Source organism: Phreatobacter sp. GW821-FHT04C01 (genome assembly GCF_059420385.1).
Genome location: NZ_JBWKTP010000016.1, coordinates 1 through 26,089, shown reverse-complemented (window position 1 = coordinate 26,089; position 26,089 = coordinate 1). Strand labels below are relative to the sequence as shown.

At 67.2% G+C, this 26,089-nt stretch carries 24 protein-coding genes and 1 pseudogene; 13 read left to right on the top strand and 12 right to left on the bottom strand.

Annotated features, from left to right (window positions below; genetic code table 11):
• Positions 1-83 precede the first annotated feature (83 nt).
• Positions 84-1,775: a dienelactone hydrolase family protein gene (locus AC07WJ_RS35120; protein WP_494939384.1), complete on the top strand. Its 1,692-nt coding sequence runs from the start codon at positions 84-86 to the stop codon at positions 1,773-1,775.
• A 28-nt stretch (positions 1,776-1,803) separates the two neighbouring features.
• Here the strand turns inward: AC07WJ_RS35120 and AC07WJ_RS35115 are convergent, their stop codons facing one another.
• Positions 1,804-3,414 (bottom strand): caspase family protein, encoded by a 1,611-nt coding sequence (locus tag AC07WJ_RS35115; protein WP_494939383.1) that lies wholly within the window; start codon positions 3,412-3,414, stop codon positions 1,804-1,806.
• Between the two features lie 280 nt (positions 3,415-3,694).
• Here AC07WJ_RS35115 and AC07WJ_RS35110 point away from each other — a divergent pair, with 280 nt between their 5' ends.
• Together AC07WJ_RS35110 and AC07WJ_RS35105 are read left to right on the top strand one after the other, a co-directional pair.
• On the top strand, positions 3,695-6,220 hold the full coding sequence (locus AC07WJ_RS35110; RefSeq protein WP_494939382.1) for a ricin-type beta-trefoil lectin domain protein: 2,526 nt from the start codon (positions 3,695-3,697) through the stop codon (positions 6,218-6,220).
• 117 nt (positions 6,221-6,337) lie between these two features.
• Positions 6,338-7,078 carry a class I SAM-dependent DNA methyltransferase gene (locus AC07WJ_RS35105; protein ID WP_494939381.1) on the top strand — a complete coding sequence of 247 codons (741 nt, stop codon included), beginning with the start codon at positions 6,338-6,340 and terminating at the stop codon, positions 7,076-7,078.
• A gap of 59 nt (positions 7,079-7,137) precedes the next feature.
• On the opposite strand, the gene AC07WJ_RS35100 is transcribed toward AC07WJ_RS35105, so the two are convergent.
• Positions 7,138-7,521 (bottom strand): hypothetical protein, encoded by a 384-nt coding sequence (locus AC07WJ_RS35100; protein ID WP_494939380.1) that lies wholly within the window; start codon positions 7,519-7,521, stop codon positions 7,138-7,140.
• A 190-nt stretch (positions 7,522-7,711) separates the two neighbouring features.
• Here AC07WJ_RS35100 and AC07WJ_RS35095 point away from each other — a divergent pair, with 190 nt between their 5' ends.
• Positions 7,712-8,908: an amidohydrolase family protein gene (locus AC07WJ_RS35095; protein ID WP_494939379.1), complete on the top strand. Its 1,197-nt coding sequence runs from the start codon at positions 7,712-7,714 to the stop codon at positions 8,906-8,908.
• A 298-nt stretch (positions 8,909-9,206) separates the two neighbouring features.
• On the top strand, positions 9,207-11,111 hold the full coding sequence (locus AC07WJ_RS35090; protein WP_494939378.1) for a methyl-accepting chemotaxis protein: 1,905 nt from the start codon (positions 9,207-9,209) through the stop codon (positions 11,109-11,111).
• 97 nt (positions 11,112-11,208) lie between these two features.
• Here AC07WJ_RS35090 and AC07WJ_RS35085 read toward each other — a convergent pair whose 3' ends face one another.
• The 6 genes from AC07WJ_RS35085 to AC07WJ_RS35060 form a co-directional block, all read right to left on the bottom strand.
• Positions 11,209-12,108 (bottom strand): HNH endonuclease, encoded by a 900-nt coding sequence (locus AC07WJ_RS35085; RefSeq protein ID WP_494939377.1) that lies wholly within the window; start codon positions 12,106-12,108, stop codon positions 11,209-11,211.
• A 326-nt stretch (positions 12,109-12,434) separates the two neighbouring features.
• On the bottom strand, positions 12,435-13,733 hold the full coding sequence (locus AC07WJ_RS35080; RefSeq protein ID WP_494939376.1) for a GGDEF domain-containing protein: 1,299 nt from the start codon (positions 13,731-13,733) through the stop codon (positions 12,435-12,437).
• Positions 13,734-13,809: 76 nt separating this feature from the next.
• On the bottom strand, positions 13,810-14,394 hold the full coding sequence (locus AC07WJ_RS35075) for a DUF924 family protein (RefSeq protein WP_494939445.1): 585 nt from the start codon (positions 14,392-14,394) through the stop codon (positions 13,810-13,812).
• A 13-nt stretch (positions 14,395-14,407) separates the two neighbouring features.
• Positions 14,408-15,610 carry a low temperature requirement protein A gene (locus AC07WJ_RS35070; RefSeq protein ID WP_494939375.1) on the bottom strand — a complete coding sequence of 401 codons (1,203 nt, stop codon included), beginning with the start codon at positions 15,608-15,610 and terminating at the stop codon, positions 14,408-14,410.
• Positions 15,611-15,620: 10 nt separating this feature from the next.
• Positions 15,621-15,875 (bottom strand): hypothetical protein, encoded by a 255-nt coding sequence (locus tag AC07WJ_RS35065; RefSeq protein WP_494939374.1) that lies wholly within the window; start codon positions 15,873-15,875, stop codon positions 15,621-15,623.
• Positions 15,876-16,000: 125 nt separating this feature from the next.
• Positions 16,001-16,774, bottom strand: a complete 774-nt coding sequence (locus AC07WJ_RS35060) for an SDR family oxidoreductase (protein WP_494939373.1) — start codon at positions 16,772-16,774, stop codon at positions 16,001-16,003.
• Between the two features lie 266 nt (positions 16,775-17,040).
• Here AC07WJ_RS35060 and AC07WJ_RS35055 point away from each other — a divergent pair, with 266 nt between their 5' ends.
• The 4 genes from AC07WJ_RS35055 (at position 17,041) to AC07WJ_RS35040 (ending at position 19,128) form a co-directional block, all read left to right on the top strand.
• Complete coding sequence (locus AC07WJ_RS35055) at positions 17,041-17,433, top strand: hypothetical protein (protein ID WP_494939372.1); 393 nt, start codon at positions 17,041-17,043, stop codon at positions 17,431-17,433.
• Between the two features lie 296 nt (positions 17,434-17,729).
• Positions 17,730-18,035 carry a hypothetical protein gene (locus tag AC07WJ_RS35050; protein ID WP_494939371.1) on the top strand — a complete coding sequence of 102 codons (306 nt, stop codon included), beginning with the start codon at positions 17,730-17,732 and terminating at the stop codon, positions 18,033-18,035.
• Positions 18,036-18,357: 322 nt separating this feature from the next.
• A complete protein-coding gene (locus tag AC07WJ_RS35045; RefSeq protein WP_494939370.1) occupies positions 18,358-18,702 on the top strand; it encodes a hypothetical protein in 345 nt (114 codons plus the stop codon).
• Between the two features lie 231 nt (positions 18,703-18,933).
• On the top strand, positions 18,934-19,128 hold the full coding sequence (locus AC07WJ_RS35040; protein ID WP_494939369.1) for a hypothetical protein: 195 nt from the start codon (positions 18,934-18,936) through the stop codon (positions 19,126-19,128).
• A gap of 591 nt (positions 19,129-19,719) precedes the next feature.
• Here the strand turns inward: AC07WJ_RS35040 and AC07WJ_RS35035 are convergent.
• Positions 19,720-20,856: a helix-turn-helix domain-containing protein gene (locus tag AC07WJ_RS35035; RefSeq protein ID WP_494939368.1), complete on the bottom strand. Its 1,137-nt coding sequence runs from the start codon at positions 20,854-20,856 to the stop codon at positions 19,720-19,722.
• Positions 20,857-21,097: 241 nt separating this feature from the next.
• Here AC07WJ_RS35035 and AC07WJ_RS35030 point away from each other — a divergent pair, with 241 nt between their 5' ends.
• Together AC07WJ_RS35030 and AC07WJ_RS35025 are read left to right on the top strand one after the other, a co-directional pair.
• Positions 21,098-22,264, top strand: a complete 1,167-nt coding sequence (locus AC07WJ_RS35030; RefSeq protein ID WP_494939367.1) for a helix-turn-helix transcriptional regulator — start codon at positions 21,098-21,100, stop codon at positions 22,262-22,264.
• Between the two features lie 98 nt (positions 22,265-22,362).
• The gene (locus AC07WJ_RS35025; protein WP_494939366.1) at positions 22,363-22,809 is read left to right on the top strand and encodes a hypothetical protein; all 447 of its coding nucleotides are present in this window, start codon (positions 22,363-22,365) and stop codon (positions 22,807-22,809) included.
• A gap of 221 nt (positions 22,810-23,030) precedes the next feature.
• On the opposite strand, the gene dapF is transcribed toward AC07WJ_RS35025, so the two are convergent.
• The gene (gene dapF / locus AC07WJ_RS35020; protein WP_494939365.1) at positions 23,031-23,846 is read right to left on the bottom strand and encodes a diaminopimelate epimerase; all 816 of its coding nucleotides are present in this window, start codon (positions 23,844-23,846) and stop codon (positions 23,031-23,033) included.
• A gap of 310 nt (positions 23,847-24,156) precedes the next feature.
• Here dapF and AC07WJ_RS35015 point away from each other — a divergent pair, with 310 nt between their 5' ends.
• Both AC07WJ_RS35015 and AC07WJ_RS35010 read left to right on the top strand, forming a co-directional pair.
• On the top strand, positions 24,157-24,594 hold the full coding sequence (locus AC07WJ_RS35015) for a superinfection immunity protein (protein ID WP_494939364.1): 438 nt from the start codon (positions 24,157-24,159) through the stop codon (positions 24,592-24,594).
• A gap of 154 nt (positions 24,595-24,748) precedes the next feature.
• Complete coding sequence (locus AC07WJ_RS35010) at positions 24,749-25,207, top strand: hypothetical protein (protein ID WP_494939363.1); 459 nt, start codon at positions 24,749-24,751, stop codon at positions 25,205-25,207.
• A gap of 118 nt (positions 25,208-25,325) precedes the next feature.
• On the opposite strand, the gene AC07WJ_RS35005 is transcribed toward AC07WJ_RS35010, so the two are convergent.
• A complete protein-coding gene (locus AC07WJ_RS35005; RefSeq protein ID WP_494939362.1) occupies positions 25,326-25,991 on the bottom strand; it encodes a hypothetical protein in 666 nt (221 codons plus the stop codon).
• Positions 25,991-26,089 (bottom strand): annotated as a pseudogene (locus AC07WJ_RS35000) (flavin-dependent oxidoreductase); the annotation flags it as partial. The gene AC07WJ_RS35005 and the pseudogene AC07WJ_RS35000, both read right to left, overlap by 1 nt.

Below are 26,089 nucleotides of genomic sequence, written 5' to 3'. Positions count from 1 at the left end.
CCGGGCCGGCCGGGCCAGGCTTCATTGCCCGGACCGCGAGAGGTCAGCTAAGCTCCACAACCACGTCAATCGCCCGGTGTGTCATGCGCCGTCGCTTCATCGCCCCGCTCGTCCTCCTGTTGATCGTCATCCGGTCGGGCATGGCGGTCGGCGCCGACGATCCCTGGACGCTCACGCCCGATGTGGAGCTGGTCACCCGCTGGCCGACCAGCAGCGGCGCGCTGCGCGAGGACCGCGTCACCGCCGAGCTCTACCGTCCGCGTGCCGCCGAAGGGCGCGTGCCGGCCGCGGTCATCATCAACTCCAGCGGCGGCGTCCAGCCGCATACCGAATTCCACTATGCCCGCACCCTGGCGCGCGAGGGCATGGCGGCGCTGGTCGTCGACAGCTTCACGCCGCGGGGCGTGCGGCGGACCGGCGACGACCAGGGCCGCGTCTGGCAGGTCCAGTCGGACGCCGATGCGGTCGCCGGCTTCCGCTGGCTGGCGGCCCAACCCTGGGTCGATCCCCGCCGCATCATCGTGCTCGGCATGTCGCGCGGCGGCGCGGCGGCCCTGCACACGGCGCTGGAGCAATATCGCGCGCCGTTGCGCGCGACCGACATCCGCTTCGCCGCCCATGTCGCCATCGCCACCGGCGGCTGCAACCTTCCGGCGCGTGATGCGCGGACCAATGGCGCACCGATCTTCTTCATGCTGGCGGAGCTCGACCACGGAACCCCCGCCGAGCCCTGCCTCGACTACGCCCGGCGCATGCGCGCGGCGGGCAACCGGGAAATACGCATCGCGGTCTATCCCGGCGTCTATCACGCCTATGAAGGCACCGCCGGCCTGGCCTATGTCGCGGAAGACGAGACCGGCCGCGCCTGCGCCGGGCGCTATGTCCAGGACGCCCGGCGGCGGTTGTTCGACCGGGCGACGGGGCTTCCGGTGGCTCCGGGCCGCGAGCGGGCCTTCCTGCTCGAGACCTGCCTCGAGCGCGGCTACACGGTCGGCGGCGACGCCCGCGTCAAAGCCCAGGCGACCGCCGACCTGCTGCAGTTCCTGCGCGATGTCGAGGTCCTGCACGACACCGAGGCCCGCGCCGTCGTGCCCGATTGCGCGCCCCTTCCGGAAGGACTGCTGCGCCGCAACTGCACGCGCGCCCGCAACGGCTGGCCGGGCGACCTGGTCGCGCTCGCGCGGGCTTTCCGCCAGGGCGGCCCGCGGCGCGACGATGCGCTCGCCGTGCGGCTGCTCGAACTCGCGGCCGCGCGCGGCAATGACCAGGCCCGCTGGGAGCTGGCGCTGGCGCTGCGCCAGGGCGCGGGCGTCGCGCGCGACCTGCCGCGCGCGCTTGCCCTCGCCCGCACGGCCGCCGAGGCCGGCGACGCGACCGGCATGAACGTCTATGCGGTCATGCTGCGCGACGGCATCGGCACGGCGCCCGACGATGCCGGAGCCGTCCTCTGGTTCCAGCGCAGCGCCGCGCTGCGTGATCGCTTCGCGCTGGCCAATCTCGGCCGCATGCTGTGGGACGGGCGCGGCGGCCTGGCGCGCGACCGCGTTGCGGCGGTCGTCTTGTGGCGGCGCGCGGCCTTCGTCGATCACCCCTGGGCGCATCTCTTTCTCGGCGAGGCCCACGAGACCGGCGAGGGCGTCGCCCAGGACCGCGTGGCGGCGCTCCATCACTACCGCGCCGCCGCCGCCGCCGCGCGCGGCGACGACCCGGCCGTCCGTCAGCGCGCCGCGGAAGCGATCGCGCGCCTGGAGGCCGCGACGCGCGTCACCCGATGACGGCACCGGCCGGGATCGGGCGCGCGCATCACGGGCGGCCCGCTGATGCCGGTGCGCGTGCCGGGTCGGGCGCCAGCGGTTCGGCATGCCGGCCGGTCACCACCACCCGGTTGCCGGCCGCATAGAGGAGGCAGGTGCCGCCCACCCCGGCGCGGGTCGGGTCGTCGTTACATTGGCGCAGCGCCTCGGTCTCCGCCGCGAAGGGGCTGCTCGCCGCTGTGACCACGAAGACGCGGCCATGCGGATGGATCGCCATCGCCTTCGGCTCACGCGCCCGGCCATACCCCACCACATCCGCCTCCCGGCGCCGCTCGCGCGTCAGCGCGGGGATCCGCTCCGGACGATAGGGGCCCTCGTAGCGCAGCCGCTCCATTTCCCGTCGCGGCCAGTCGGCGCCCGATTGCGGAACACGGATCGTGTCGTTGACGGCGAAGGGGATGCAGGGCTCGCCATTGCGCAACTGGCAGCGCTCCAGCACCAGTTCCTCGGCCACCGCGGCCGAAGGGAGGCCGGTCGTACGGAACGAGCTCTGTCGTCCGGGCGCCACGGCGAAGGCGCGATGCTGCTGGCTGTTGCGGAAGGCCCGGAAGCTCTGCGTCAGGACATCGAGCCGCTCCCGGGAGAGCGGCCGCGTCAGGACCAGCACGCGCAGCAGCAGCGCCTCCCGCCCTTCCGGTGTCGCCGGATTTGGAACCGCGCTGTTCGGATCGGCCTGGCGCAGCTCGGCCGGACGGCCGCGCTCCAGCTCCGCCAGCCGGTTACGCGCGAGCGCGGCGAAGACGCCCCCCGGAAAGCGGGCCAGATAGGCGCGGAAATCGGCCGGGTTGCGGCTGGCGCGCACGCTGTCCCAGAACACCGTCTCGGCGGCGGGTGCTGCGGCAGCTGCCGGTGCTGGCGGCGGCGGCGCGGCGCGGAAATAGAAGCTGCCTTCCAGGGCCGAGTTCTCCCACGGCACCTGCCGGCCCTGCGTCTTTTCCCGCACCTCGCGCCGGACCTCGGCCATGAGCTGTCGGATCTCGAGCCCCGGCGTCTCGATGAGGCGCAGCAGCGCGGTGGTGAAGGGACTGTTCCGGCCGCTGCCGTCATCGGCCACGGTGCCTGGCGCGGTGGCGAAGGCGAGCAGCGTGCCGACCGCCGCATTGGTGGCGCCGAGCCCGGACGCCGCCGGGACATTGCGGCCCGCCGGTTGCAGGCGCCGGCGGAAGGGATTGTCCCGGCACGCGTCGATGACCAGGATCGACAGCCGGGCCGTCCCCTCCAGCTGTTCGAGCACGCCCTCGAGATCGAGCGCCTCGAAGCGCAGGTCGCGGTCGCTGCGGATGTCGGCGGGCGCCGGCACGAGCCAGTTGCGCCCGGCGGCTTCCAGGGCGTGGCCGGCGAAGAAGAAGAGCGCGGCATCGGCGCCGCGTGCGCGCTGGCCGAGACGCCTGATCCCGGCTTCCAGCGCCAGCCGGTCGGGATCGATCAGCGTCTCCGTCTCGAAGCCGAGGCGGCCGAGCGTAGCGGCGATGTCACGGGCGTCGTTCGGCGGGTTTGCCAGCACGGGCACGTTGCGATAGCCGCCGACGCCGGCGACCAGGGCCACACGGCGCTCCTGCGCCAGCGCCGCGGGCGCGAGCAGAACCAGGGCCAGAAGCAACGGGAGCAGCCGGCCGCCGCCCGCGCAACCCGCGCTCCGACGACGCCACGCTTCCGTCCGCATACCGCCGAACCGCATGCAACGACCCCAGCCTGTCGGTTGCCTTGGCCAGAATCGCATTTCGGGGGGCGGGCCGCAACCGCCATGCCGGTTGCGCGCCGCGCCAATTGGTCCCAGCAGGCACGCCCCGCGTCGGCCTCTGTCAGCCATTGGTCAGGTGGTTGACGTTCAATAATGCCGGTAACGGGCGACCATAGGACGGTTCGATAAGAGGCGGCACATGGCGATGACGTCGATTGGCCTGCGCGGTGTCCTGGTTGTGTTCTTCGTCCTCGCCGCAGCGGGCCTGCCCGCGCGGGCCGCGGATTTCCGGATAACGGTCGACAACCCCGCGGCGCGCACGGCGCCGGCCTTGTGCCTTGGCGTCGACGACAAGGCGCCCGTCGTGACGCCCCCCGGCGCGACCATCGACGTGCCGCACGGCGCCCCGCCCCTGCGCATGGCGCCCGGAACCTTCTATCCCGTGGTGCTGGTCGATTGCAGCGGCGCCCCCGCCGCGCCGGTGGCCTGGACGACGACCGACACCCGCGAACTCCGCATCGTGGTGAAGGGCGAGCCCATGTGCCTGTCGCGCCGGACGCCCGCGGGCTTCCAGCCCCTGGCGGAGCCCTTTCTCGCCGCGGTGGGCGCGGAGCGGCCGGGCTCGCTGCTCGCCTATTTGCCGGCGGAGATCAGGCGGAGCCGCGCGGGCGTCAATGAATCGGCGGGCCTGCCGGTGCTGGCCAGCCCCTGCGCGCGCAGCGACGCGGCCGATTCCTGGATCTACGACCATCTCACCGGCACCGTCGCCGGGCCCAATCGCCAGTTCTGCCTGACCACCGACGGCCGGCCCAACCGCACCGCGGCGCCGCCACGCGCCGGCACGCCGGTGCAGCTGGCGCGCTGCGGCGACCTGCGCCTCTATAGCCGCGACGCGACGCCGGCGCGCCAGCGCTGGGCCATTTCCGACCCCGCCGCCAATTGGCCGACCTATCGTCCGCCGGCGGCGGCAAGCTATTTCGGCGGCCAGGCCGGCCTGCCGATCACCGGCCCCCTGGGCCGCTGCCTCGGCGCCATGCCGGCCCGCAATGTCGTGACCACGTCGGATTGCGACAACCGCGTCGAGCAGGACTGGCTCTATAGCGACGGCGCGATCCGGCTCGGCGGCACGAGCCGCTGTCTCGCCCAGCCGACCCCCGGCACCGTGCTGTTGCGCCCCTGCGACGGCAGCGACGCGCAGCGCTGGACCTATGAAAAGGTCGATCCGGTGCCGAACCCGCGCTGGCGCACCGCCCAGGTCTACGGGCGGATCCACCCCCGCTCGGCCGCAGCCGATTGCCTGGTGGTCCGCGACGATCCTTTCCTCGATCCCCTGCTGCAAAACAACCGGGTCGCCGTCGCGCCCTGCGCCGCGACGCCGCCGCGGCAGACCAGCTGGTTCATGCAGGACCGGGTTCGCACCGTCAGGCTGGCGCTGCTGCGTTATGCCAATGACGACGGCGGCAAGCCCTCGAACGGTGCCGCCACGGACGACCAGATGAAGACGCTCATGGTGTCTTTCGCGCTGCGCCTCAGCGAGCACTATCGCGGCCTCGGCCTGCGTTTCGTCTTCGACCCCGATCACGACTATCTGGCGCTGCGCGACAGCATCGCCAACGAGGCCCGGCCCAGGGCCGATGGACGGCCGGACTGGACCTCCGCCAACCGTGGCAGCCTGGTCGCGGCCACCACCCTCTACGGCCGGGCGACCGTGGTTACCATGGCCGGTTATGGCGGCGGCGGGTCGAGCGGCGGCATCGCCGAATTCGAGATCGCCCGGATGATCGCGCCGATCGCGATGCAGCCGGAAACCAGCTACACGCGGGTTCCGGGCCTGCCGCGCGACCGGAACGGACTGCCCGCCGTGTCCATGACGGTATCGGAAGGTTTCGTCGGCGACACCGCCGGCACGATCGGTCACCATGCCCATGAATTCGGCCATTTCTTCGGCCTCGGCCATACATTCGATTCATCGCACTTTGCCGACACGCCCGACGACCTGAACAATGGCGATGCCTGGGAGGCGCTGGGCACCTCGGCCTGCGGCAATCCGCGCGGCGTCGTCGTCAGGGGACGCACCATCACGCCCGATCGGCTGAACAACGAGGGCTATTTCGGCTGCTTCCTCGGCCGCACGCGCAATTCTTTCTCGCCGCTCCAGCTCGGCTATATGGACTGGCAGCTCAACCACTTTCTCAACCGCTATCCGCTGGTCGCCTGCCAGCCGCTCGGGCGTTACGACGGCGACCAGGTCGAATGTGAAAACGCCGAAAGCCTGAGCCAGTGCGAGGACAGCGCGCGGCTTCTCAAGCGGCTCTACGGCGTCGTGCTCGGCTGCCGGCCCGGCGGCCGCTACAGCCGCGCCATGGCCGATGTCCTGAAGACGCCGGCCTTTCGCTTCGTCCTGGCGCAGACGCCGCCCGGCCGCGGCCTCGTCGCCCGCCTCGCCGGCAAACCCGCCAATGCGCCGGTGATGGAGGCCGATATCGCGGCCGTCGGCGCCCTGCTCGCCGCCTGCACCAACCTGCCGCTGACCATGGCGGTGATCCATCGCCTCGACGACCTGCAGGCCGCCGTGCAGCAGGCCGCGCCCCGCCTGGCGACGTCGGCCTTCGTCGCCGGACAGGCCCCGCTCTCGGCCGCCGACCGGCAGATCCTGACGCAAACGGCGCAGCGGGTCTTCACCCCGGGCTTTATCGACCAGGTGCCGCGGATGCTGCACAACTAGCGTCGACGCGGGGCCGCCTCGCGGCTCCCGGGCTTGTCCGCGATGCTCCGGCGGGACACGGCGACTGTTGCGCCCATGCACTGGCCCATCTCGCGTTGACGCCGCACAATGCCGGTCATGGGCCAGGACGACATCTGGGACACTGAAACAGCGGCGCGTTATGACACGCCGGGCACGGGAATGTTCGCGGCCGACGTGGTGGAGCCGGCGGTCGAACGGCTCGCGGAGCTTGCCGGCAACGGTCGCGCGCTTGAATTCGCCATTGGCACCGGCCGCGTCGCCGTGCCGCTGAGCCAGCGCGGCATTTCGGTCACGGGAATAGAACTGTCACCCGCCATGGTCGCAGAGCTGCGCAAGAAGGTCAGCGAAGCGGCGATCCCCGTCATTCTCGGCGACATGGCGGCGGCGACCGCGCCCGGCCGCTATGCGCTGGTCTATCTCGTGTTCAACACGATCTCGAACCTGCTGACGCAGGAACAGCAGGTCGCCTGTTTCCGCAACGCCGCGCGCCACCTGGCTCCGGGCGGCCGCTTCGTGATCGAGCTCTGGGTCCCCGACCTGCGCCGGCTGCCGCCGACCCAGCAGGCCGTGGTCTGGCAATCCGCCCCCGGCGCCATCGGTCTCGACACCTATGACGTGCTGCGCCAGCACGTCGTGTCGCATCACTTCAGGTTCGGCGAGGGCCGGCAGGCCGAGCTTTTCCGCTCACCGCACCGCTATATCTGGCCCGCCGAGCTCGATCTCATGGCGCAATTGGCCGGCTTCATGCTGGAGAGCCGTCACGCCGACTGGGCCGGATCCGAATTCACCGCGGAGTCGCGGTCGCACGTGTCGGTTTATCGGCTGCCGGTGGATTGACGGCCACGCTCGCCATGTCGCCGTCCCGGCCGCGCCGTCGTCATTCCGGGCTCTTTCGTTCAGGCTGTCGGCCCTGCCCCCTGCGGCGCCTCGCCCCTGCCGCGCCCGCGCCCGGCGAGCAGGAGCATGAGCCCGGCGGCGACCAGCCCGAGATAGGCGAACGCGACCGGCATGGCGCTCGCGCGGCTGCGGCAGGCCAGCACCGTGAGCGTGGCCGAGCCGGAATATTCCTCCGCCGTCGGCGGCTCCCACGGCCTGACGCTGCCCGGCAGGCAGTCGCGGACCGCGAAGGGGCGGCCTCCTGCCGGCGTCGGCGCGACGATCGCCGCCGGATCACGCGGGTTGTCGGGCGTCCAGCCCCTGAGGTCGTGCTGGACGAACAGGGCGGCCGCGTCCAGCGCGAGGGCCAGGGCCAGCAAGACCAGGATGCTCCAGAATTTCATCGTACCGTCCTTGGGAGCGCCCCCCCGAGACGCGGAATGATAGCCCGGACACGCTATGATCGCGACGCCCTGCTGCTATCTTCGCCGCGCAGCGCCGCGCGCCTGGCGCCATCGATCTCCAGGCCGCCATTCACCGTTTCGTCGCCGACCACACCCAGACGCCAAAGCCATGGCGGAAGAAAGGGCTCCCATGCCGCAAGACCTGCTGATCCGGAATGTCAGGCCGGCGGGCGGCCAATCGGCCGATGTGCTGATCCGCGACGGGCATATTGCCGCCATCGGCGTCATCGAAACGGCGGAGGGCGCCGCTGTGCTCGACGGGGCCGGCGCGCTGCTGCTGCCGGGACTGGTCGAGGCGCATACCCATCTCGACAAGACGCTCTGGGGCATGGGCTGGCACGGCCATTCGGCCGGGCCGCGCCTGATCGACAAAATCGAGAACGAACGCCGCATCCGGCGCGAGATCGGCATCGACCCCGACCGGCAATCGGCGCGGCAGGTCGCCCAGAGCCTGAGAATGGGCACGACCCATATCCGTAGCCATGTCGATGTCGATACCGAGGTCGGCCTGGCGGGGATCGAGGGCGTGATGGCGATGCGCGCGCGGCTGAAGGCCGTGATCGATGTCCAGATCGTCGCCTTTCCGCAATCGGGCCTGCTGATCCGGCCGGGCACGCTCGAACTGCTCGACCGCGCCATGGCGCTCGGCGCCGAAGTGGTCGGCGGCCTCGACCCCTGCGCCATCGACCGCGACCCGAAGGGCCATCTCGACGCGATTTTCGGGCTGGCCGAGAAACATGGCCGGCCACTCGACATCCACCTGCACGAGCCCGGCGAGATGGGGGCCTTCTCGCTGGAGCTGATCATCGAGCGCACCCGCGCCCACGCCATGCAGGGCAAGGTCACGGTGAGCCACGCCTTCTGCCTCGGCATGCCCGATGTCGACCAGGCGCGCCGTCTGATCGCCGACCTGGCCCGCGAGCGCATCGCCGTGATGACCACCGCCCCGGCGAGCCGCCCGGCGCCGCCGGTGAAGACCTGCGTCGAAGCCGGCATCGTCGTCTGCGCCGGCTCGGACGGCATTCGCGACAGCTGGAACCCCTATGGCAATGGCGACATGCTGGAGCGGGCCATGCTGATCGGGCTGCGCAACAATTTCCGGCTCGACGAGGAGATCGAGCTCGCGCTCGACGTCTGCAGCCATGGTGGGGCCGCCGTCATGGGCCTCGACAACTATGGCCTCAGCCTCGGTTGCGCCGCCGACCTCTTGCTGGTGCCGGGCGACAGGCCGGCCGAGGCGGTGGTGGAGCGCCCCGCCAACCGCACCGTCATCAAGCGCGGCAGGATCGTCGTTCGCAATGGGGCGCTGACCGAGCCGGTGGCGTGAGCCGCGCGCGATCGGTCACCAATGAGGCGCACCGTCACGGCAATTTCCAACCCGCCGGACCGGTTGACGCGGGAGAGCGGCATGCGGACCTGGCGGGGACGGAGTTGCCGCAATCGTCACGCGAAGAGCAAGGGGCCCATACGCCGTTGCCCTCCCCTCTCGGCATCCGGCCGATGTGAAAACCCCTGAACCGGCATCGGCATGGCAGCGGCGGGCGAGAGCGCCGCCGGCTCTGTCCCGGATCGATCGAAGTGACGGAAATATCAGCGGAAACGATAATATTAACCATTTCTAATATTTGGCCGGCGACAGTGCCCGAGTACCTCGACGCCCGATCCCGCGGCCGTCCAGCGCCCATCCCGCCTCTGCGAGCCAAACGATGACTAAAAATTCGAAATCGGCCACGATCTCCCTGAAAGCGATGTTCTCCATCCTGTCCGCGGTGACCATCGCATCGATCGCCGGACTGGCCGTCGTCTGGTTCATGTACAAATCGACGACGGATGAATTGAAGCAGGCGACGGAAAGCCGATACACCTCGTTCCTTCTGGCGTCCGAGCTGCGGCAGTCGTCCGATGACCTGACCCGACTGGCCCGCGCCTATTCGGTGACCGGCGATGCGCGATATGAAGAGCAATATAACGCCATCATCGAAATCCGCGACGGCAAGCGACCGCGCCCGCTGAACCCCGAGCGTATCTATTGGGACTTCATGGCCGCCGATGGCGTGAAACCACGGCCGGACGGCATCGCGCGGCCGCTCACCACCTTGATGCGGGAGGCGGGTTTCACCGAGGCCGAGCTTCAGAAGCTGGCGCAGGCCGAGCGGCTTTCCAACAATCTCGTCAAGCTCGAACTCACCGCCATGAACGCCGTCAAGGGCCGCTTCGCCGATGCGAGCGGGGCCTTCACGGTGCGCGGCGAGCCGAACCTGGAGCTTGCGCGCAACCTGCTGCATTCGCCGGACTATCATCGCCTCAAGGCCGAGATCATGCGGCCGGTCGACGCGTTCTTCACCCTGCTCGACGAGCGGACCGCCGGCGCCGTGGCCGTTGCCAATGCGCGGGCGGCCTGGCTCGGCACCTTGAGCACCATCCTGATGGGCCTGGTCGGACTGGTCCTGCTGGTCACCGGCGGCCTGCTGCTCGCGCGGGTCATGCGGCCGATCGATCATATGGCGGCGGCGATGAACGCCATGGCCTCCGGCGACCTCTCGGTCACCGTCCGGGGCGCCGAGCGGCGCGACGAGATCGGCCGCATGGCCGAGGCCCTGGCCGTGTTCAGGCAGAACGCGCTCGACGTGAAGCGCCTGGAGGACGACAAGGTCGCGCAGGAAGCGCGAGCGGAGGCCGAGAAGCGCGCGGCGATGCACGCCCTGTCGGACAGCTTCGAGGCGGAAGTGATGGGTGTGGTCCACAGCGTTTCGGCCGCCGCGGCCCAATTGCAGCAGAGCGCCTCGGCCATGTCGGTGGCCGCCGGCGAGACCAACCTTCAGTCCATGGCGGTTTCGGCCGCTTCGGAGGAAGCTTCCACCAATGTCAGCACGGTGGCGGCGGCGGCCGAGGAGCTGTCGGCCACGATCCGCGACATCGGCGCGCAGATCGCATCCTCGACCAAGGCCTCGGCCGAGGCCGCGGGCCAGGCGCGCATGGCCGGCGAAGTGGTCGGCGGCCTGTCGAGCGCGGCCCAGCGCATCGGCGAAGTGATCGGGCTGATCAATACCATCGCGTCCCAGACCAATCTGCTGGCCCTCAACGCGACGATCGAGGCGGCCCGCGCCGGGGAGGCCGGCAAGGGCTTCGCGGTCGTGGCCTCCGAGGTGAAGAACCTCGCGGCCCAGACGGCCAAGGCGACGGACGAAATCTCCAGCCAGGTCACGGCCGTGCAGGCCGCCACCGACGAGGTGGTCCGGGTCATCAATCGGGTGACGGAGACGATCCGCCAGGTCGACGAGGTCTCGATCATCATCGCCGCGGCCATGGAGGAACAGGGCGCCGCCACCAACGAGATCGCGCGGAACGTCCAGCAGGCCGCCGCCGGCACCCAGGAAGTCTCGGCCAATATCACCGGCGTGAAGCGCGCCGCCGCCGATACCGGCGATGCGGCCGGCGAGATCCTCGGCGCCTCCAACAATCTGGCGGTCCAGGCCGCGGCGCTCCGGCAGCAGGTCGAAAGTTTCGTCCAGCGCGTCAGGGCCGCCTGACGGGGATGCGAGGCCCCTCCCATCGGCCCGCCCGGTCGTCTCAGGCCACCGGGCGGCAGTGTGGGTTTGCGGCGCCGTACGCGGCCGTCCTTCCGCTTCACTGCTTGAAGCAGTGCTCGCGATGCCATTGCAGGAAATGCGGATGGGGCTGGTCCGAAAGCCGCCGCGGTTTCAGCGCGCGGCCGCTCTTGTTCAGGATGCCGCGCACGCCGTCGGGATCGTTGACCTGCCGTGACACCAGGATTTCCAGGTCGTCGGCAAAGCTGATCAGCCCGCGATCGAACATCCAATGCGCCGTGCCGGAAAGCGCGATGCCATTGCTGACGATATCGGGCCCATTGGCCTCGACCGGCCGGATATGCGCCGCCGCGACCTCCGCACGGCCACCGCCATTGATCAGCTTCAGCCCGGTGACGGCGCAGCGTTCGTCATAGGCGCGCAGCACCACCCGGCGGAAGACGCGGTCGCGGACGATGCGGGAGGTGACGGAGCTGACGCGGTCCCGCTCCTGCTCGAACAGGAAGGGCGCCGGCTCTTCCTGAAGCGACAAGGCGGAGCCGGCATCGTCGACGCGCGGCAGCAGCGGCGCGCCCTCGTCGAGCCCCCGCTCCAGGATGCGGTTGAAATCGGCAGCGGAAACCGGACGGACCGCCGCCTGGGCCCGGCCCGAAATCGCGCCCTGTTCGTTGAGCAGGCCGCGCTCGACCAGGCCGTCGGGACCGTTGAACGGCACGGGACTGGCGAAGTCGAGATAGCTTCCCGGTGCGATGACCGCGATATACATGCCGGGCGTGCCCGGATCGGCAATGACCTGCTGGACCTTCGCTATCGCGAAATAACCGCGCGTGCCGCGCACCTTGGCCGGCTCGTAATAGACGATCCAATCGCCGACACAGGCCTGAACCCGGCCGAGATATTGCCGCGGAAACTGATATCGCTCAGCCGGGCTGTCGTCATAGATCGAATCCGAGCGGTGAATGAAGACGCCGTATCCCATGGCATTCCCTTGGCGCGAGGCCTCTGGCTGCTCACCTCGCCATTTGCGTCAGCCTGCCATGCCTGACGCAGGGTTTGCCAGGTGGACAAGACGGATAGGGGCCGGGGCCGTGTTCCATCCCGGGGAATCTGCCTTCCGGCTTGCCTCGGCCGAAGAATTCGCCGGAAGGTCGCGCACGGTGACCATCACGATCACCGCCTTTGAACGCTCTCCGGCTGAGCGGATTCACCGTCCGGTTCGGCAATGTCGGGGCAATCCGAGCCGGCAAGGCAGAAGGGCATCGAGGTGCGTTTCACCGTCAGTCCGATCGGCCTTGGCGAAGGCTCTCATGGCGGTGAATTCGGCTTACTCTGGTGATGATCGGACACGGGTCGCGAGCCCGCCGCGGAGGCGCTGACGACCCTGTTTCGTCCCAGCGTCTTTGCTTCGTAAAGCGCGGCATCGGCCTTCAGGAGGAGCCCTGGAAAGTCTCGGGCATCCGTCGGAAAAGTCGCGATGCCGATGCTGATCGTCACAGGTTGCGCCAATCCGGTTGCGGCGCCCTTGGCCACGGCAGCGCGAACGCGCTCCGCCAAGACCATGGCGCCCGGAGGCGTTTGCGGGCAGAGCAGCGCGAATTCTTCCCCGCCATAGCGGAAAAGCTGGTCGCCTTCGCGCTTGGCCGCGGCGATGGTGGCGGCCACCGCGCGAATCGCCTGGTCTCCCTCGACATGGCCGTGCCTGTCGTTGATCGCCTTGAAGTGGTCGATATCGATCATCATCAGGCTGACCGGCATGTCCGTCTGGAAGGCGGCCTGCAGCATGGCCGGCCCCGCCACGTCGAACCGCCCGCGATCCTGCAGGCCGGTCAAGGCATCCCTGCCGATCTGCTCGGCCAGCTTCTCGTAGCGATGCCGGTAGGTCAGCCGGTCGAAGATGTCGGCCATGCCTTGCGCCGGGGCGTGCGAACCGTCGCGCTCCAGGAACCGCAAATAGGCGGCGAGCATGAGGCTGAAGAAACCGGCCGCGCCGATCTTGGCGATCCAGCCGCCATAAAAGGCCAATGTCGGCACGGCCGCGAGCATGTGCAGGCCGGCGAAGAACAGCAACTGGTCGAAACTCAGGACGACGGCAAGGCTGATGAAGATCCGGCCCGTGATGGTCTTTGTCGCCAGCGCGCCCAGTCGCTCATAGACGATGACGAGGACGACGAGGTCGGCAAAGAGCAGGGTCGTGCCCCAGATCATCAGCAGGCCCATCTGGTCGATGAAGCGCAGATCCGGGTTGTAGCCGGGCAGGTTCGCAGGATCGCTGTAGAAGCGCAGGATAAGCGCGAGCGCGATCGTCAGGATGTTGCCGCTCAGCAGGCCGTAGATCGGCTGGCGCATCGCCTCGGCGTCTTCCTTGATGTAGAGCAGCAGGAAGAAGGCGAGCTTGCCGGCGAACATGACCGTCGAGCCGGGCGAAATCAGCCCGAAGGGCAGCTCGATGAAGAAGACGGCCGCCAGATAGGTCTCGAGGAAATGCATGGTGCCGAGGAGGCAGTAGAAGACGCCGATGCCGATCGTCTTCCGCTTGAGGAAAATCGCCCCCATGACGATGGAATAAAGCGCTGCCTGCGCGAGCAGGACAAGAAAACCTGACACAATAAGCCCCCAAATGGCGTCCGTCGCACCTTCTCCGCGCGAGGCGACGTCGCCCCGACAACGCGATCAGCCGCCGCTATCCCCGGAAACCTCCACTCCGGAGGAACCTCGCTTCCGCCGGCGTCGTCTCGCGTCCCAGCATCGGATTGCGATGCGGGAAGCGGCCGAAGCGGCGAATGATGGCGCGGTGCCCCTCGGCGTGGGACAGCCACGGCTGACCTAGCCTGGCGTTGAGCCTGACGGAGATGTCCTGGTCAACGAGATCTTCCGAATGGGCGAAGGGCAGGCAGAAGAACGGGCGCAAGTCGATTTCGACGCGATCCATATGTCCGGCGGCGTCGGCTTGCCGGGCGTAGTGCCTGGCGAGGGGATCGGTGGCGTACATGTGACCGTTGCCCCGAAAGGCGTTGCGGGGAAACTGGTCGGTGAGAATGAGGAGCGCCAGCGCACCTTCGGCGGTGTCGAACCAGTCGTCGTGCCGCCGCGCCGCGACCTCCAGGTGCAGGTCGAGGAAGCGGTCTCGAAACGCGGCATCGAAACGGGCGTCCCTGGCGAACCACTTGGCCGGCGCTCCGCGCCAGAAGGCCAGGATGTCGCTGGGCCGCGCCTGTCTGCACGCTGGCGGCGGCGAACCGATGATCTTCGTTTGCAGCCTGGGCATGGTGTTCACGGTCTCAATGCGCCGCCTGCTGCGGATCGCGCGAAAGCCGCCGCTTTCGAAGCATCCGTCCCTCCCGGACGCTGACGGCGAGCATGATGGCGGTGGTCAGCCACCCCATGACGAGCAGGTCGGCGGCCTGGGCGATGGGGATCAGGAGCAATAGCGCCACCACGCCGGCAATGTGTGATGCCGGCACCACGCCGTAGACCGCCTTTTTGTAGACGGCGCTTCCGAGCAGATAGATCGCCGGGCCGGCCGAGAGGATCAGAGCGTAGGGCGTCTTCAGCGGGTCGTGAGGATGCGCCAGCACCAGGTCGTTGCCGACCGCCGTGGCGATGATGCCGGCAACAAGGATCGCGTGAATGTAGTGGAAATAGGCGCCGATCCGGCCAGGGTCGTCGGAATGGGTGATCGTCTCGGTCGCGTCCTTGCTCGATGTGCCGAAGTAGAGCCACCACATGGCCAGCGTGCCGAGAAACGTCGCGAGCAGCGCCGACAGGATCGCGGCATCCCAGCTGGCCGCCTTCGCCATGGTCGCGCCGGTGGCGAGAAGCGTTTCGCCGAGCGCGACGATGACGAAGAGTTGGCAGCGTTCGGCGAGATGGCCGCCTTCGATGGTCCAGTCGCGCGTCTTCGACCGGCCGAGGCCGGGGAGCTGGAAGCCGAACATCGGCGAGACATATTCGCAGGCCACCGCGACCGCCCACAGGCCGGCCCGTGTCCAATGCTCGGCAAAGGCGCCCGCGATCCAGAACGTGGCCGAGATCAGCAGCCAGCCGAGCATGCGCCGATAGTTTGCCGACAGCGGGTGATCGGGGCCGAGCTCCCAGGCGAGATAGGCGGTGCGCCCGACCTGGATCGCGACATAGGCGCCGGCGAAGATCAGGCCGCGTTCGCCGAAGGCCCCGGGAATGGCCGACGCCATGACGAGGCCGGCGAGCATGACCGCGAAGATGAGACCGCGGATGCGCGGCGTCTCGGGATCGAACCAGTTGGTGACCCAGCAGGTATATTGCCAGCCGAGCCATACCGCGAACCACAGGATCAGAGTCTCGACGACGCCTGTGAAGCTCAGGTCATGCAGCAGCTCATGGCTGAGTTGGGTGACCGCGAAGACATAGACGAGATCGAAGAACAGTTCCTCGAAGGTGACGCGGGCATGATGGCCGTCACGGCGGCGGAGCAGCGCATGGTCGTGAGCGGATTGGGCGGTCATGGCGTCCTCGTCATTTCGCCAGGCGCCAGACCGCGATGCCTGCGATGATGGCCGGCAGGGCGAAGACGACGAGGAGGATCGGCAGTTCCTCCCGCACCGAGTAGCCGGCCCTCGCCACGCCGATCCACATATTGGTCAGCGACATGGCGAGCCAGACCGGCAGGAAAATCTTGGCGGCGAAGGCCAGGTTCGCATCATCGCCTCCCCAGAGCTTTCCAAACAGAAGAAACAGGCCGAGCAGCACGATGCCGCCGGCGATCACCATTGCCATGTGCATGGCCCAGGCCCCTTTGCTCAGGAAGGCAGGTTGAAATTGTTCTCGAGGCCGTGGCCGATCCGGCCGGAAAGACATCGCGTGCGATGCTGGAATCGCCGCGACGGCGCGCCGGCCTACTTGGTGGTGTAGCCGCCGTTGACGAGAATGGTCTGGCCGGTCATCCACCAGCCATCCGAGACGAGGAAGCGGATGAAGGGAACAATGTCCTCGATATCGGTCAGGCCCGTCCTGGTGAACCGCGACAGGGCCGCCGCCGTCTTGTGATAGGCGACGGCATCCGTACCCTCGGCCGGATAGAAGAAGGGTGTGTCCATCGGCCCCGGGCCGATCGCCGTCACCGAGATGCCGCGCTCGCCGAATTCCTTGGAGGCCGCGCGGGTGAAGTGCTCGACCGGCGCCTTCGTGCCTGCATAGGCCGCATAAAAGGGTGTGTAGGCGCCGAGCAGCGAGGTCACGAGCGTGCAGATCTTGCCGTTGTCGTTGACGTGCCTGCCGGCCTCCTTGAGGAAGAAGAAAGCCGACTTGGAGTTTACCGCGGTCATTTCGTCATATTCGGCCTCGGTGATCTCGACGAACGGCTTCTTCAGCACCTTGCCGACGGTATTGATGGCGATATCAGGCTTGCCGATGGCGGCGACGGTGTCGGCGAAGAGCTTCTCGACCGCGCCGGCCGTGGTCAGGTCCGCCTGGAACGCGGCGGCTTGGGCGCCGGAGGCCTTGACGGCCGCCACGGTCTCATCCGCGGCCGCCCTGGTCGCGCTGGTATTGTAGTGGATCGCCACCGCCTTCGCCCCGTGCCGGGCGAGATCGCGAGCGAGCAGGCCACCGAGGTTCTTGGCGCCGCCGGCGATGAGAACGGTCTTGCCCTTGATGTTGTGATCGGTCATGGCGCCGGCCTCCCTGGGGTGCGTGGCGGCCACCTCGTGACCGCCATGAGGGACGCAGGATATCGTCTACAGGCCCATCATAAAGGCAGCTATCCTGACATCACTTGTCAGAGAATTCGAACAATCCCGCCGAGCCTCCCTTGGATCGCATCGACCTGTTCCGGATCTTCGTGATGCGCTCGGTGTCGATCCTGCCCGGCGTGAAAAGACATCGGCCGGCGAACGGGCCGATTTGCGGATCCGCACGAGGCCGCTAGACTGATGCAATGACGAACGCGATCTCGCCTCCTCCGGCCCAGAAGGGCGGATCTGTCCAGTCGAGCTACCTCCACCACTACGCTTGCTTTCGCTGCCGGAAGAGCTTCAAGCGCGCCAGCCGGACCGAGGCCGTGCTGCCCTGCCCCGAATGCGGCGGCCCGAGCATCGGCCTGACCCGCAAGTTCAAGCCGCCGAAGCGTTCCGACGAAAAGCAATGGAAGAAGGTCGAAGCCCTGGTCCGGCACGGCTTCCTGTTCTGGAGCCTGAACGAGCCCTATCCGGAAACGCTGAAGGAGGTCGCCGCTTTCGCGCAGCGGCACGCCGCCTTCATCGCCGCCGAGCGCGCGAAAAATCCGGAGGCCTACCGCGAGATCGAAGCGGCTTTGTCGCCTTCCGGATAGCTGGGACAACCATCGGCTTGTCTCCGCATTCCGTCCCGCCGCACAGGACCCGGTGCCACGGCCAAGGCATGGACCGGCGGTGGTGATCCCCCGCTCCCGCATGCGGCATGAACATCTCCCGCGGCGCCAGGACAGAGGCGGCGACAAGCCGACGCGCACGTCGCGGAGCCGGCGACGCCGGCCGGCCATGACGGCTAACCGGGCCACCATGACGGGCAAGCGCATCATTGGTTCCAATGACGCGCCGGCCGCCGTGCACCGCCTAGCATCGTGCATCGCCGATCCCGGAGATTGCCATGCAAACCCGTGCCGATGCGCTACCGCTGGTCGCGGCAGGAGCCGGGGAACCGCGGCCATCGCCTGCAAGGAAGGTCGATACGCACTTCCATTGCCTGGAAAATCCCGATCATTTCTTGCGCGGCGACGCGATTGCGGCCCCGACCTACGTGGTATCGGCGCTATTTTCGCCCCATACGCGGCGACTGATCAGACCTGAGCTCGTCGCATTCCATGAGGAACGCGCCCGCGACCTGCGCGCCGCCTGTTATCGCGACATCTGGCGGGCGATAGGCGCGCTGCTCACCCGAACCGGCCGGCGCTGATCCCCGTTGCCGATCCCTGGCGCCGAACCGCCCTTCGCAATCGGGCTTCGACAGCCGCGGCCGGCCGCATGCCCGGCCGTTTCGAGCCGCCCTGCCGGACGGCCGGAAATGGCTGGACGCCGCCCATGGCCATGACCGGCAAACCCGCGCGGCCTGGCCGCGAGGCGGAGCATCGAAAAGCAACCGCATCATTGGTTCCGATGACGCGGCGGCCGCGGGCGACTGCCTAACATCCCGCATCTGTCCGGATCGGCCCGGAGATTTGGCCTCATGTCGCCATGCCGAGGCTTGGCCGGATGAACCCACGGCAAGGAGAAGCGCGATGGCTGTTGGAACCTTTGCATGTCCGAAAATTCTGCAACGCCATCCATCGCCGGTGCTCGTCCTCGTCGCGACCCTGGCAATGACCATCAGTGCGATGGCCGAAGCACCGGCGAGACATCTCGCCCGGGAATGCGCATTGAAGGACATCGTCGTCACGACTGCGATCGAGCATCATGGGATCGCCGACGACCGGCCCTCGGACCAATTGGGCAAGGCCGGTCTGACGATGCTGGACGCCCGCCTGGCCTGCTTCGACGGCCGCGTCGGCGAGGGGCTCGCGCTGTATGAAAGCATTCTTCTCGATCTCGGAACTGCCGCATCCGCGCGCCTGCAACGACCGTGACGCCGCATCTTTCCGGGCGGCGCCGCGCAGTGTTCGACGCGCTGCGCCTTTGCCCATGTCGGCGGCCGGCTCCCGGCCGATCCGCGGCCATCGCGTGACGACGGGCCCCGCTCCTCAGCCGTGCATCGCCTTCGCGTTCCCTCCGGAAAGAGGCTGGCAAGCTCGCATTTCGAGCTTTCAGGACGGGACATCTCGAACCTGCTGCATCGCACCAAGAGCCGGAGATCTGTCATGTCTCAATTCGGATATTTCGCCGCCGGCATTCTGTTCGCGACGACCCTGTTCTGGGGCAACGGGCTGATCGCCCCGAGTGCCTCCGACGCCGGCATGCGCGTCCCGCCGGCTGCCGCCATCATGGCGCCGGCCCGGCTCCTTCACGAGCAGGCGCCACAAGACCTGCCGATCGTCGAGGCCGACCTGTCGTGATCGTGACGCGACAGGCTCCCGGCGCGCCGCCATTCCGGCGCCGGCCCGCGGCATCGCCGCCTGCTTGAACCAGGGCGGCAAACGGCCTGTGGACGTCCATGGCTTGCCGGGCATTCAGCTTCCGATCGCCCCTGCCACGCTCATTCGCCTGTCTCACCCATCTACCGGATTCACACAACACAGAAATCTGCGTCTTTTCAGTGCGTTAGGCGACGTCTTTCCGACCTTCGAGGTTCGCGCCGGAACCATTGCTCATACCTCTCCCCGGCGGGGAGAGGTCGACTGCGAGCGTAGCGAGTGGTCGGGAGAGGGGCGAGGCGCTTGACGAGAGGTCACCACATGAAACGCGGAACGCTTTGTTCTGAAACTACAAATCGCCCTCTCCCGGCCTCATAGCATCGAGCGAACGCGAGATGCGTTCGCACTCGCTATGCGGCCGACCTCTCCCCGCCGGGGAGAGGTAAAGATTGGTGGTTCCGGCGCGAAATCCCGAAGAAAGACGCATTCAGGCCCTCTGAAAGGTGCGTGCATCCGGTAGTCTCACACATGGGGTGCTGCCCGGTCAGCCGTGGATCGCAGTTTCGGCTGTGCTCAATCGGGAAGACCGGCCTGTTTCGACCCGCCCACACCCTGGTGCCGCAAGCGCAGGGAATCCCGGTCGAAGCCATCGGCGATGAGCCGCGTTTCGTGCCAATCGCGGTCCTGCTGGCGGACGAGCGCGCGGTATTGTCGTGGCGGCAAACCGAAGCGGGCGCGGAACGCGCGGCTGAACTGACTGGCGCCGGCAAAACCGCAGCGCCTGGCGACATCCGTCAGCGAATACTCATCCCTGTTGTCGGCCAGCAGGAGCCGCAGGGCCTGGTCGAGCCGGCGCTGCAACAGGACGGCGCGAATGCCGCCTTCGGCCGCCAGGAGCCGGTAGAGCGACGCGCGCGAGAGATGCGCCGCATCGGCGATTTCGCCGGGTCCGAGCTGCGCATTCGCGAGATGCGCGTCGATATAGTCGAGCGCGGCCTTTCTTCTCGACTTCACGTGGTTCGCTTCATCGCTCGCCAGCTTTGTGCGCGCATAGGCCGTCGTCAGCGCCACGATGCCCTCGATCGCCGCCTCGGCTTCGCTGATCGTCAGATCGTCGGCCTGGGCAAAAAGCTCCTGCATCGCTGCGCCGATCAGACGCGCCGCGCCGCTCCCGCGCCGAAAGACCAGACCGTGCGGCTCCATGGCCAGCAGCGCCGCGGGCGCGCTCGCGCGGGCGAGAACGACGATCAGATTTGCGTAGTCGGTCGTCACACTGTGGAACGGCCGCGCATAATCGACGATCTGGACATCGCCCGCCTCGACGCGTCCGCGCCGTCCGGCCCAGTCATTGTCGCACGCGCCTTCGAGCTCGAGATAGATCAGCAACTGGTCGGGGCTGCGGGCGACCAGCGCGGGCCCGCGTGTCATGACGAATGCTGTTCCCTGGGAACGCATGAGGATCGCGCGAGGCGTGGGATAGGTGCGGCTGGAAACGGTGAAGCGCGCTTCCTCGGACGGGTCGGGCAATGACAGCGTATAGATATGCGCGATGGTATCGCGGAAGCCTTGCCAGAACTGTGGGCCGAATGCGCCCTGCGGGTTGTTGTCGAAGCCCTGCAGCCTGGGCGACGGGCCCTCATCGCCCTTGTCCGTCGCGGGCGGACCTGCGGGGAGATTCGCCGGCGAATTCTTCGCTTTGATCTTGCCCATCGCGCTGCCCCACCCGCTGGAACATTCCTAGCACGGCCTGCCGCGGGCGGCGTGCCCGGCAAATCCGACACTGGAGATCAGTTTCTTGACGCCGTGTCTCAATCATTGATGTTGCGTCGATTTCTACTTGAACCTCAAGAACATAATGCCCCCTTACATGGTGTATCGCCCGGTTCGTCCGGTCGGGCCATGGCTTTCCGGCGGACAAGGTCCGCCCCCCTCGGTTGGGAAAGAATGCAACGTGATCGGTCTGGATGGTGTCTCGGCCCTGGCACTCAGCGACACCATCGGCGCGATCTATGACTGCGCGCTCGATCCCAAGCGATGGCCGGATACTTGCCGAAAGATCGCCGGCCTGTGCGACAGCACGGCAGGCGGGATCTGCGTTCACGATCTCCGGCACACGCACAACGACCGGCTGTTCGTGTTTGGATATCAGCAGCGATTTCTGGAGACGCTTGGACAGAACTACGCGGAAAGTCCGATGGCGGCATCGGATGTCGTCGCCACTCTCGGCGACGTCAAGGCTCTCTCCGTCGAGATGGACGACCTGTCGGAAAGCCGGTTCTTTCGTCACGTGCTGAAGCCGTTCGGACTGCAGGACATCCTGTGGTTTCCGGCATTGCGAACCGGCGCGCGCATGGCCTCCCTGCATGCCTCCCGCGGCAATGAGGCCCCGCATTACGGCGAGCGTGAGATCAACCTGTTCAAGCTTCTGTCCCCGCATGTCTGCCGCGTGCTCGCCATCACCGATATGCTCGATTTCCGGACGCATCGCTCGGAGATGCTTGAAAGGACGCTCGATGGGCTGGCCTCGGGTGTCTACCTCGCGGCACGGGACGGTCGGGTGGTCTATATGAACGCGGCGGCCGAGCGCCAGGTCAAGACCGGCAATTCCATTCGCATTGTGAACAGCCGGGTTTCTCCCATCGATCTCGCGACACGGGCGGCGCTGTCGAAGGCCATAGACGAGGCGGCAGGTGACGACATCGACAAGACGATGCGCGAACATTCCCTGGCGATCCCGGATGCCCATGGCGGGCCCGGCTATATCGCGACACTCCTGCCGATGTCGCAGGGCCAGCGCCACGACATTGTCGCGCCCTTCGCCGCATCGGTCGCGCTGTTCATGAAGGACCCGGTCGAGGTCCCGCCGCTGCCGGGCGAGGCCTTCGCCAGGCTCTACGGGCTGACCGGCGGCGAACTGCGCGTGCTGCTGGCGCTGGCGCAGGGACTTGGCGGAAAGGAAGCCGCCGACATGCTCAATATCGGCGAGCCGACCATCCGCACCCACTTGCAGCGCATCTATTCCAAGACCAGCACCGTGCGGCAGTCCGACCTTCTCCGCCTGTTCCAGAACGCGACGCCGCCGATCCGCAGGCTGCGACAGCATGCTCCTTATTCGTGACGGCATCGTCGGTTTCGATGACGCGGCGACGTCCGATATTTGTCAAAAACCTCACCTGCCCGGCCTGCCGGACACACTGAGGGACCAGGGCTTGCCGGATGCACACGTCGTCGGATCTACCCTACGCGCTCACGATCTTTGTGGCCCTGAACATTGCCCGGGCGATCGCGTACTGGCCGCAAATCCTAAGCATTTACCGCGATCCGGGTCGCGCCAGCGCGGTATCGCTGTGGACATGGATCGTATTCACCGCGGCCAATATCGCGACGGTGATCTATGCCCTCGGGGCGCTCGAAGATTTCGTCGTGGCGGCGGTGTTCGGGGTGAACGCCATCGGCTGCGCCGCCATCGTCATGCTCACCACCTACAAGCGATGCCGGCACCGTCAGCCGGTCTGGAACAGCATCTGCGCGATGGCGCAACCTGAACCGGCTGGCCCTTCGGGTCCCTATGAGCGAAGGCCTCGACGCTTCCCTTGGGACTTTCGTCGCAGGCACGACCGTGGCCCGCGCGCCTGGTTCGATATCCGAAGAGAAGGTCTGTGACTGCGAGCCCATCGGGAAAGTGCGCGGCACCTTTTCCCACGCGGTCCACGCCAAGGGGGATTGAGGCGGCAGCCATCCGCCACTGTCACTCCCGTTTGCCTGTCTCGGTGCCAAGGTCTGGCCCACGCAGTCACCGTGCCGGCTGCCTCGGTGAGACCGCCCTTCCCCTCACGCCCGTTGTCGGAACCACGATGTCGCGCGCCGGCGCGCGGCGCGCCGCGTCAGTGTCTCTCGGGGACCGCCGGCCAGACGCCGCTGAAACTCGGTTCGACGGGTCCTTTGAGGAAGACACCCCCGATGCCGTCCCAGGTGACGGTCACCCGCCCGCCATCGCAATCGACCTCGACGGAATGGCCGAGCAGACCGCGCCGCATTCCATTCACGGCCGCACCGCAGGAGCATGAGCCCGAACCAAGTGGAACTCCACCACCCCGTTCCCAGATGCGCAGCCGGATGCGCGTCGGGCTGATGACCTGAACGAAATGAACATTGGTCTTCTGCGGGAACAGGGGATGAACCTCGATCGCCGCGCCGATCGCCGCGACGTCGACGGCTTCCGCATCATCGACGAAGAAGGTGCAATGGGGATTGCCCATGCTGCAAGCGGCGGGATCACCGGGCAGAGGCAAGCTGAGCGTATCCACCGCCTGGGCGATCGGCACATCGCGCCAATCCACCAGCGGCTTGCCCATATCGACCGAGATGAGGCCATCCCCGTCCTTCGAACAGCTGAGAAGCCCGCGATTGGTCCTGAGCACGACGGACGAAGAGTTGGTGCCCTGCAACAGCGTCCAGGCAACGCCGCGGGTGGCGCTGCCGCAGGCATCCAGCGTGGAACCATCGGGATTCCAGAACGCCAGCCGCGCCGCCGCGTCGTCACAATCCGAGATGACCGCGAGTTGATTGAACCCTATCCCGCGATTTCGATCGCCCAGCCGCCTGGCCACGTGCCGATCGATGATGTTGGCCTGGCCGCGCAGGTCGACAATGACGAAATCGTCGCCATTCGCGTGCATTTTCTGGAAGCTGATCGACATGTCCCGTTCCCGCGCCGGTTCGCCTGGAAACAGGACCCTATCCACTTGCCGGAATTGCGCACGCGGTTTTGAGGGAGGGGACTGGCGGCTCCGCAAAACGGGACAGGAAGTATTTGTCACCGCAATTCCGGCACGCAACGGTGGACGGCAACCGGTGCCGTACTGTCTAATGCGCGAAAATTGTGGGGGCGAAATGAGCGTCGACGAGAACGGCCTTTGGCCATGGCGCGACTGGTCTGGTGCACCTGTCCGGCCCGAGGAATCGTGGGCCTCCCGCCTGGCCGGCACGACGCTTTAGGGGAATCGGTCAATGGACGGGCTTGTCATCCTGCTTCTCGTCATCGCCGTCAGCCTCTATTTCATTCCGACCATAGTGGCGTTCTCCCGCGAGCATGACTATCGCTGGGTCATCTGCGTTCTCAACATTGCCGGCGGCTGGACCCTCGTCCTTTGGGTCGCGGCACTGGTCTGGGCGGTCTATCCGGCCAACAAGACCTTCGCCGACCCCCTTGTCGGATCGGCAACCGGCCTCGGCATACGCAATACGGGAGATGCGTTCGGAGAGGCCGAATTCGGCCGCGAGCGTGGCTACAGGACTGCCCAGTTCAGCAGCCCGGCGATCGTGGCGCCGCCCCGCGATCGGCAAGGCTCCGTCATCGATGCCCTCGAACGGCTGCAAAAGCTGCGCGACAACGGTGTCCTGACCCAGGACGAATTCGAGATTCAAAAACGCGAAATCCTGAAGTGACGACGCCTCGATCGAGAGCTTTGTTGGTGGAGGGCTCAAGTTCCGCCAACAGCCGAAGCGCCTGCCTCCATAAACCCATACCGGCAATGAGTACCCATTGCCACAATCCCATTCGTCCCTCCAAGCACGTCAATCCAAAACTCCGAGATCGAAAATGAAGCGTTTCGCCTGGCTGTTCTTCTTGATCGCGTTGACACCTCCGGTCGGCGCTCAAGACCTATCATCCTGGCAGGTGAGGACAGATCGTCGCTTACCGCTCGGCGCCGGCCGCGAATTTAGTGTCCTCACAAAGCAGCATGATGTGATTGCTTCCATCAGTTGCGATCCGACCAATGGTTTGATGATGCTCGTCGGCTTCGGAGTGCCGACACTTCCCGACAAGGAGATCCAGCCTGGCGCCTATCGGCTTGACCTGGACCCGATTGTTCGGGTCACCTGGGTGGCCTCACGGTCGTTCGGGGCCCTGGTCGACAAACCCGCTCGCGACCTCGTCGAAGCCATGTTCAAGGGCCGAATGCTCTATGTCGGCATCGGTGAAGTCGCCCGCTCGATTGAGGTAACCACTCTTGCCCCACTTGAACCGGCAATCCGCGAGGCGTGCGATTTGAATTGAGCGAGACTGGCTGCCTTCAATACTACCGTAATTCCGCCGACCGTACCATCATCAAGCGCGGCAGGGTTGTCGTCGGCAATGCGGAGCTGACCGAACCGGTGGCGTGAACTGTCCTCGCTCAGCCGACATGACCACTCAGCATATGATCAGCCAGGCTGTAGCAGTGGCTCGCCTGATAGGCGTTCCGCCCCCGGTTCATGTGTGTCAGGTTGAACGCCCTGATGGCCCGCAACGTGCGGGGCGCGCCGAGGACTTTGCTGATCGAGGCGACGCCGCGGACCTTGATGCCGAAAATGTCCTCGCCGCGGGGAAGCACATAGCTGACGTCTTCCGGCGTCGTGACGCAGCGCGCGAGGAAAGCTTCGTCCACGCGGCCCGGATCGAGCGAATGGTCCGTGGTGAAATCGGAAAGATGCACCAGAAAGAGCGCGCGGATGCCCTCGCCATCCGCATAGAGCGAGAAAAGCTCCATCCAGCTGGCATTGACGCGAATGAGCGCCTTGCCCGGGGTCGACGGCAGACAGGACACCGACCAGTAATGCCGCTCGGTCCGGCGCGGGATCGGGATGCAGTGCTGACCGTAATCCCTGATGATATCAAGGACCTGCTGCGCCTGCGGCCGGCGCAGCAGCTTCTCGAACCGCGTGAGATATTTGAAGCGCAGTTCGAGGGATTCCGAGCGCTCGTCGGCGTCGGACAGGACCGTCTGGCCCTGCATCCAGTCGCGCTGCTGCTGAAGATCCAGGAATCGGCGCAGACCGGTGAGGCTGACCGTTCCCGCCATCAGCGCCACCCAAGCGCCGGGGCGACATGCTTCAGAATGGCCTCGATCACATGGGCATTGTAGGCGACGCCGAGCTGGTTCGGCACGGTGAGCAACAA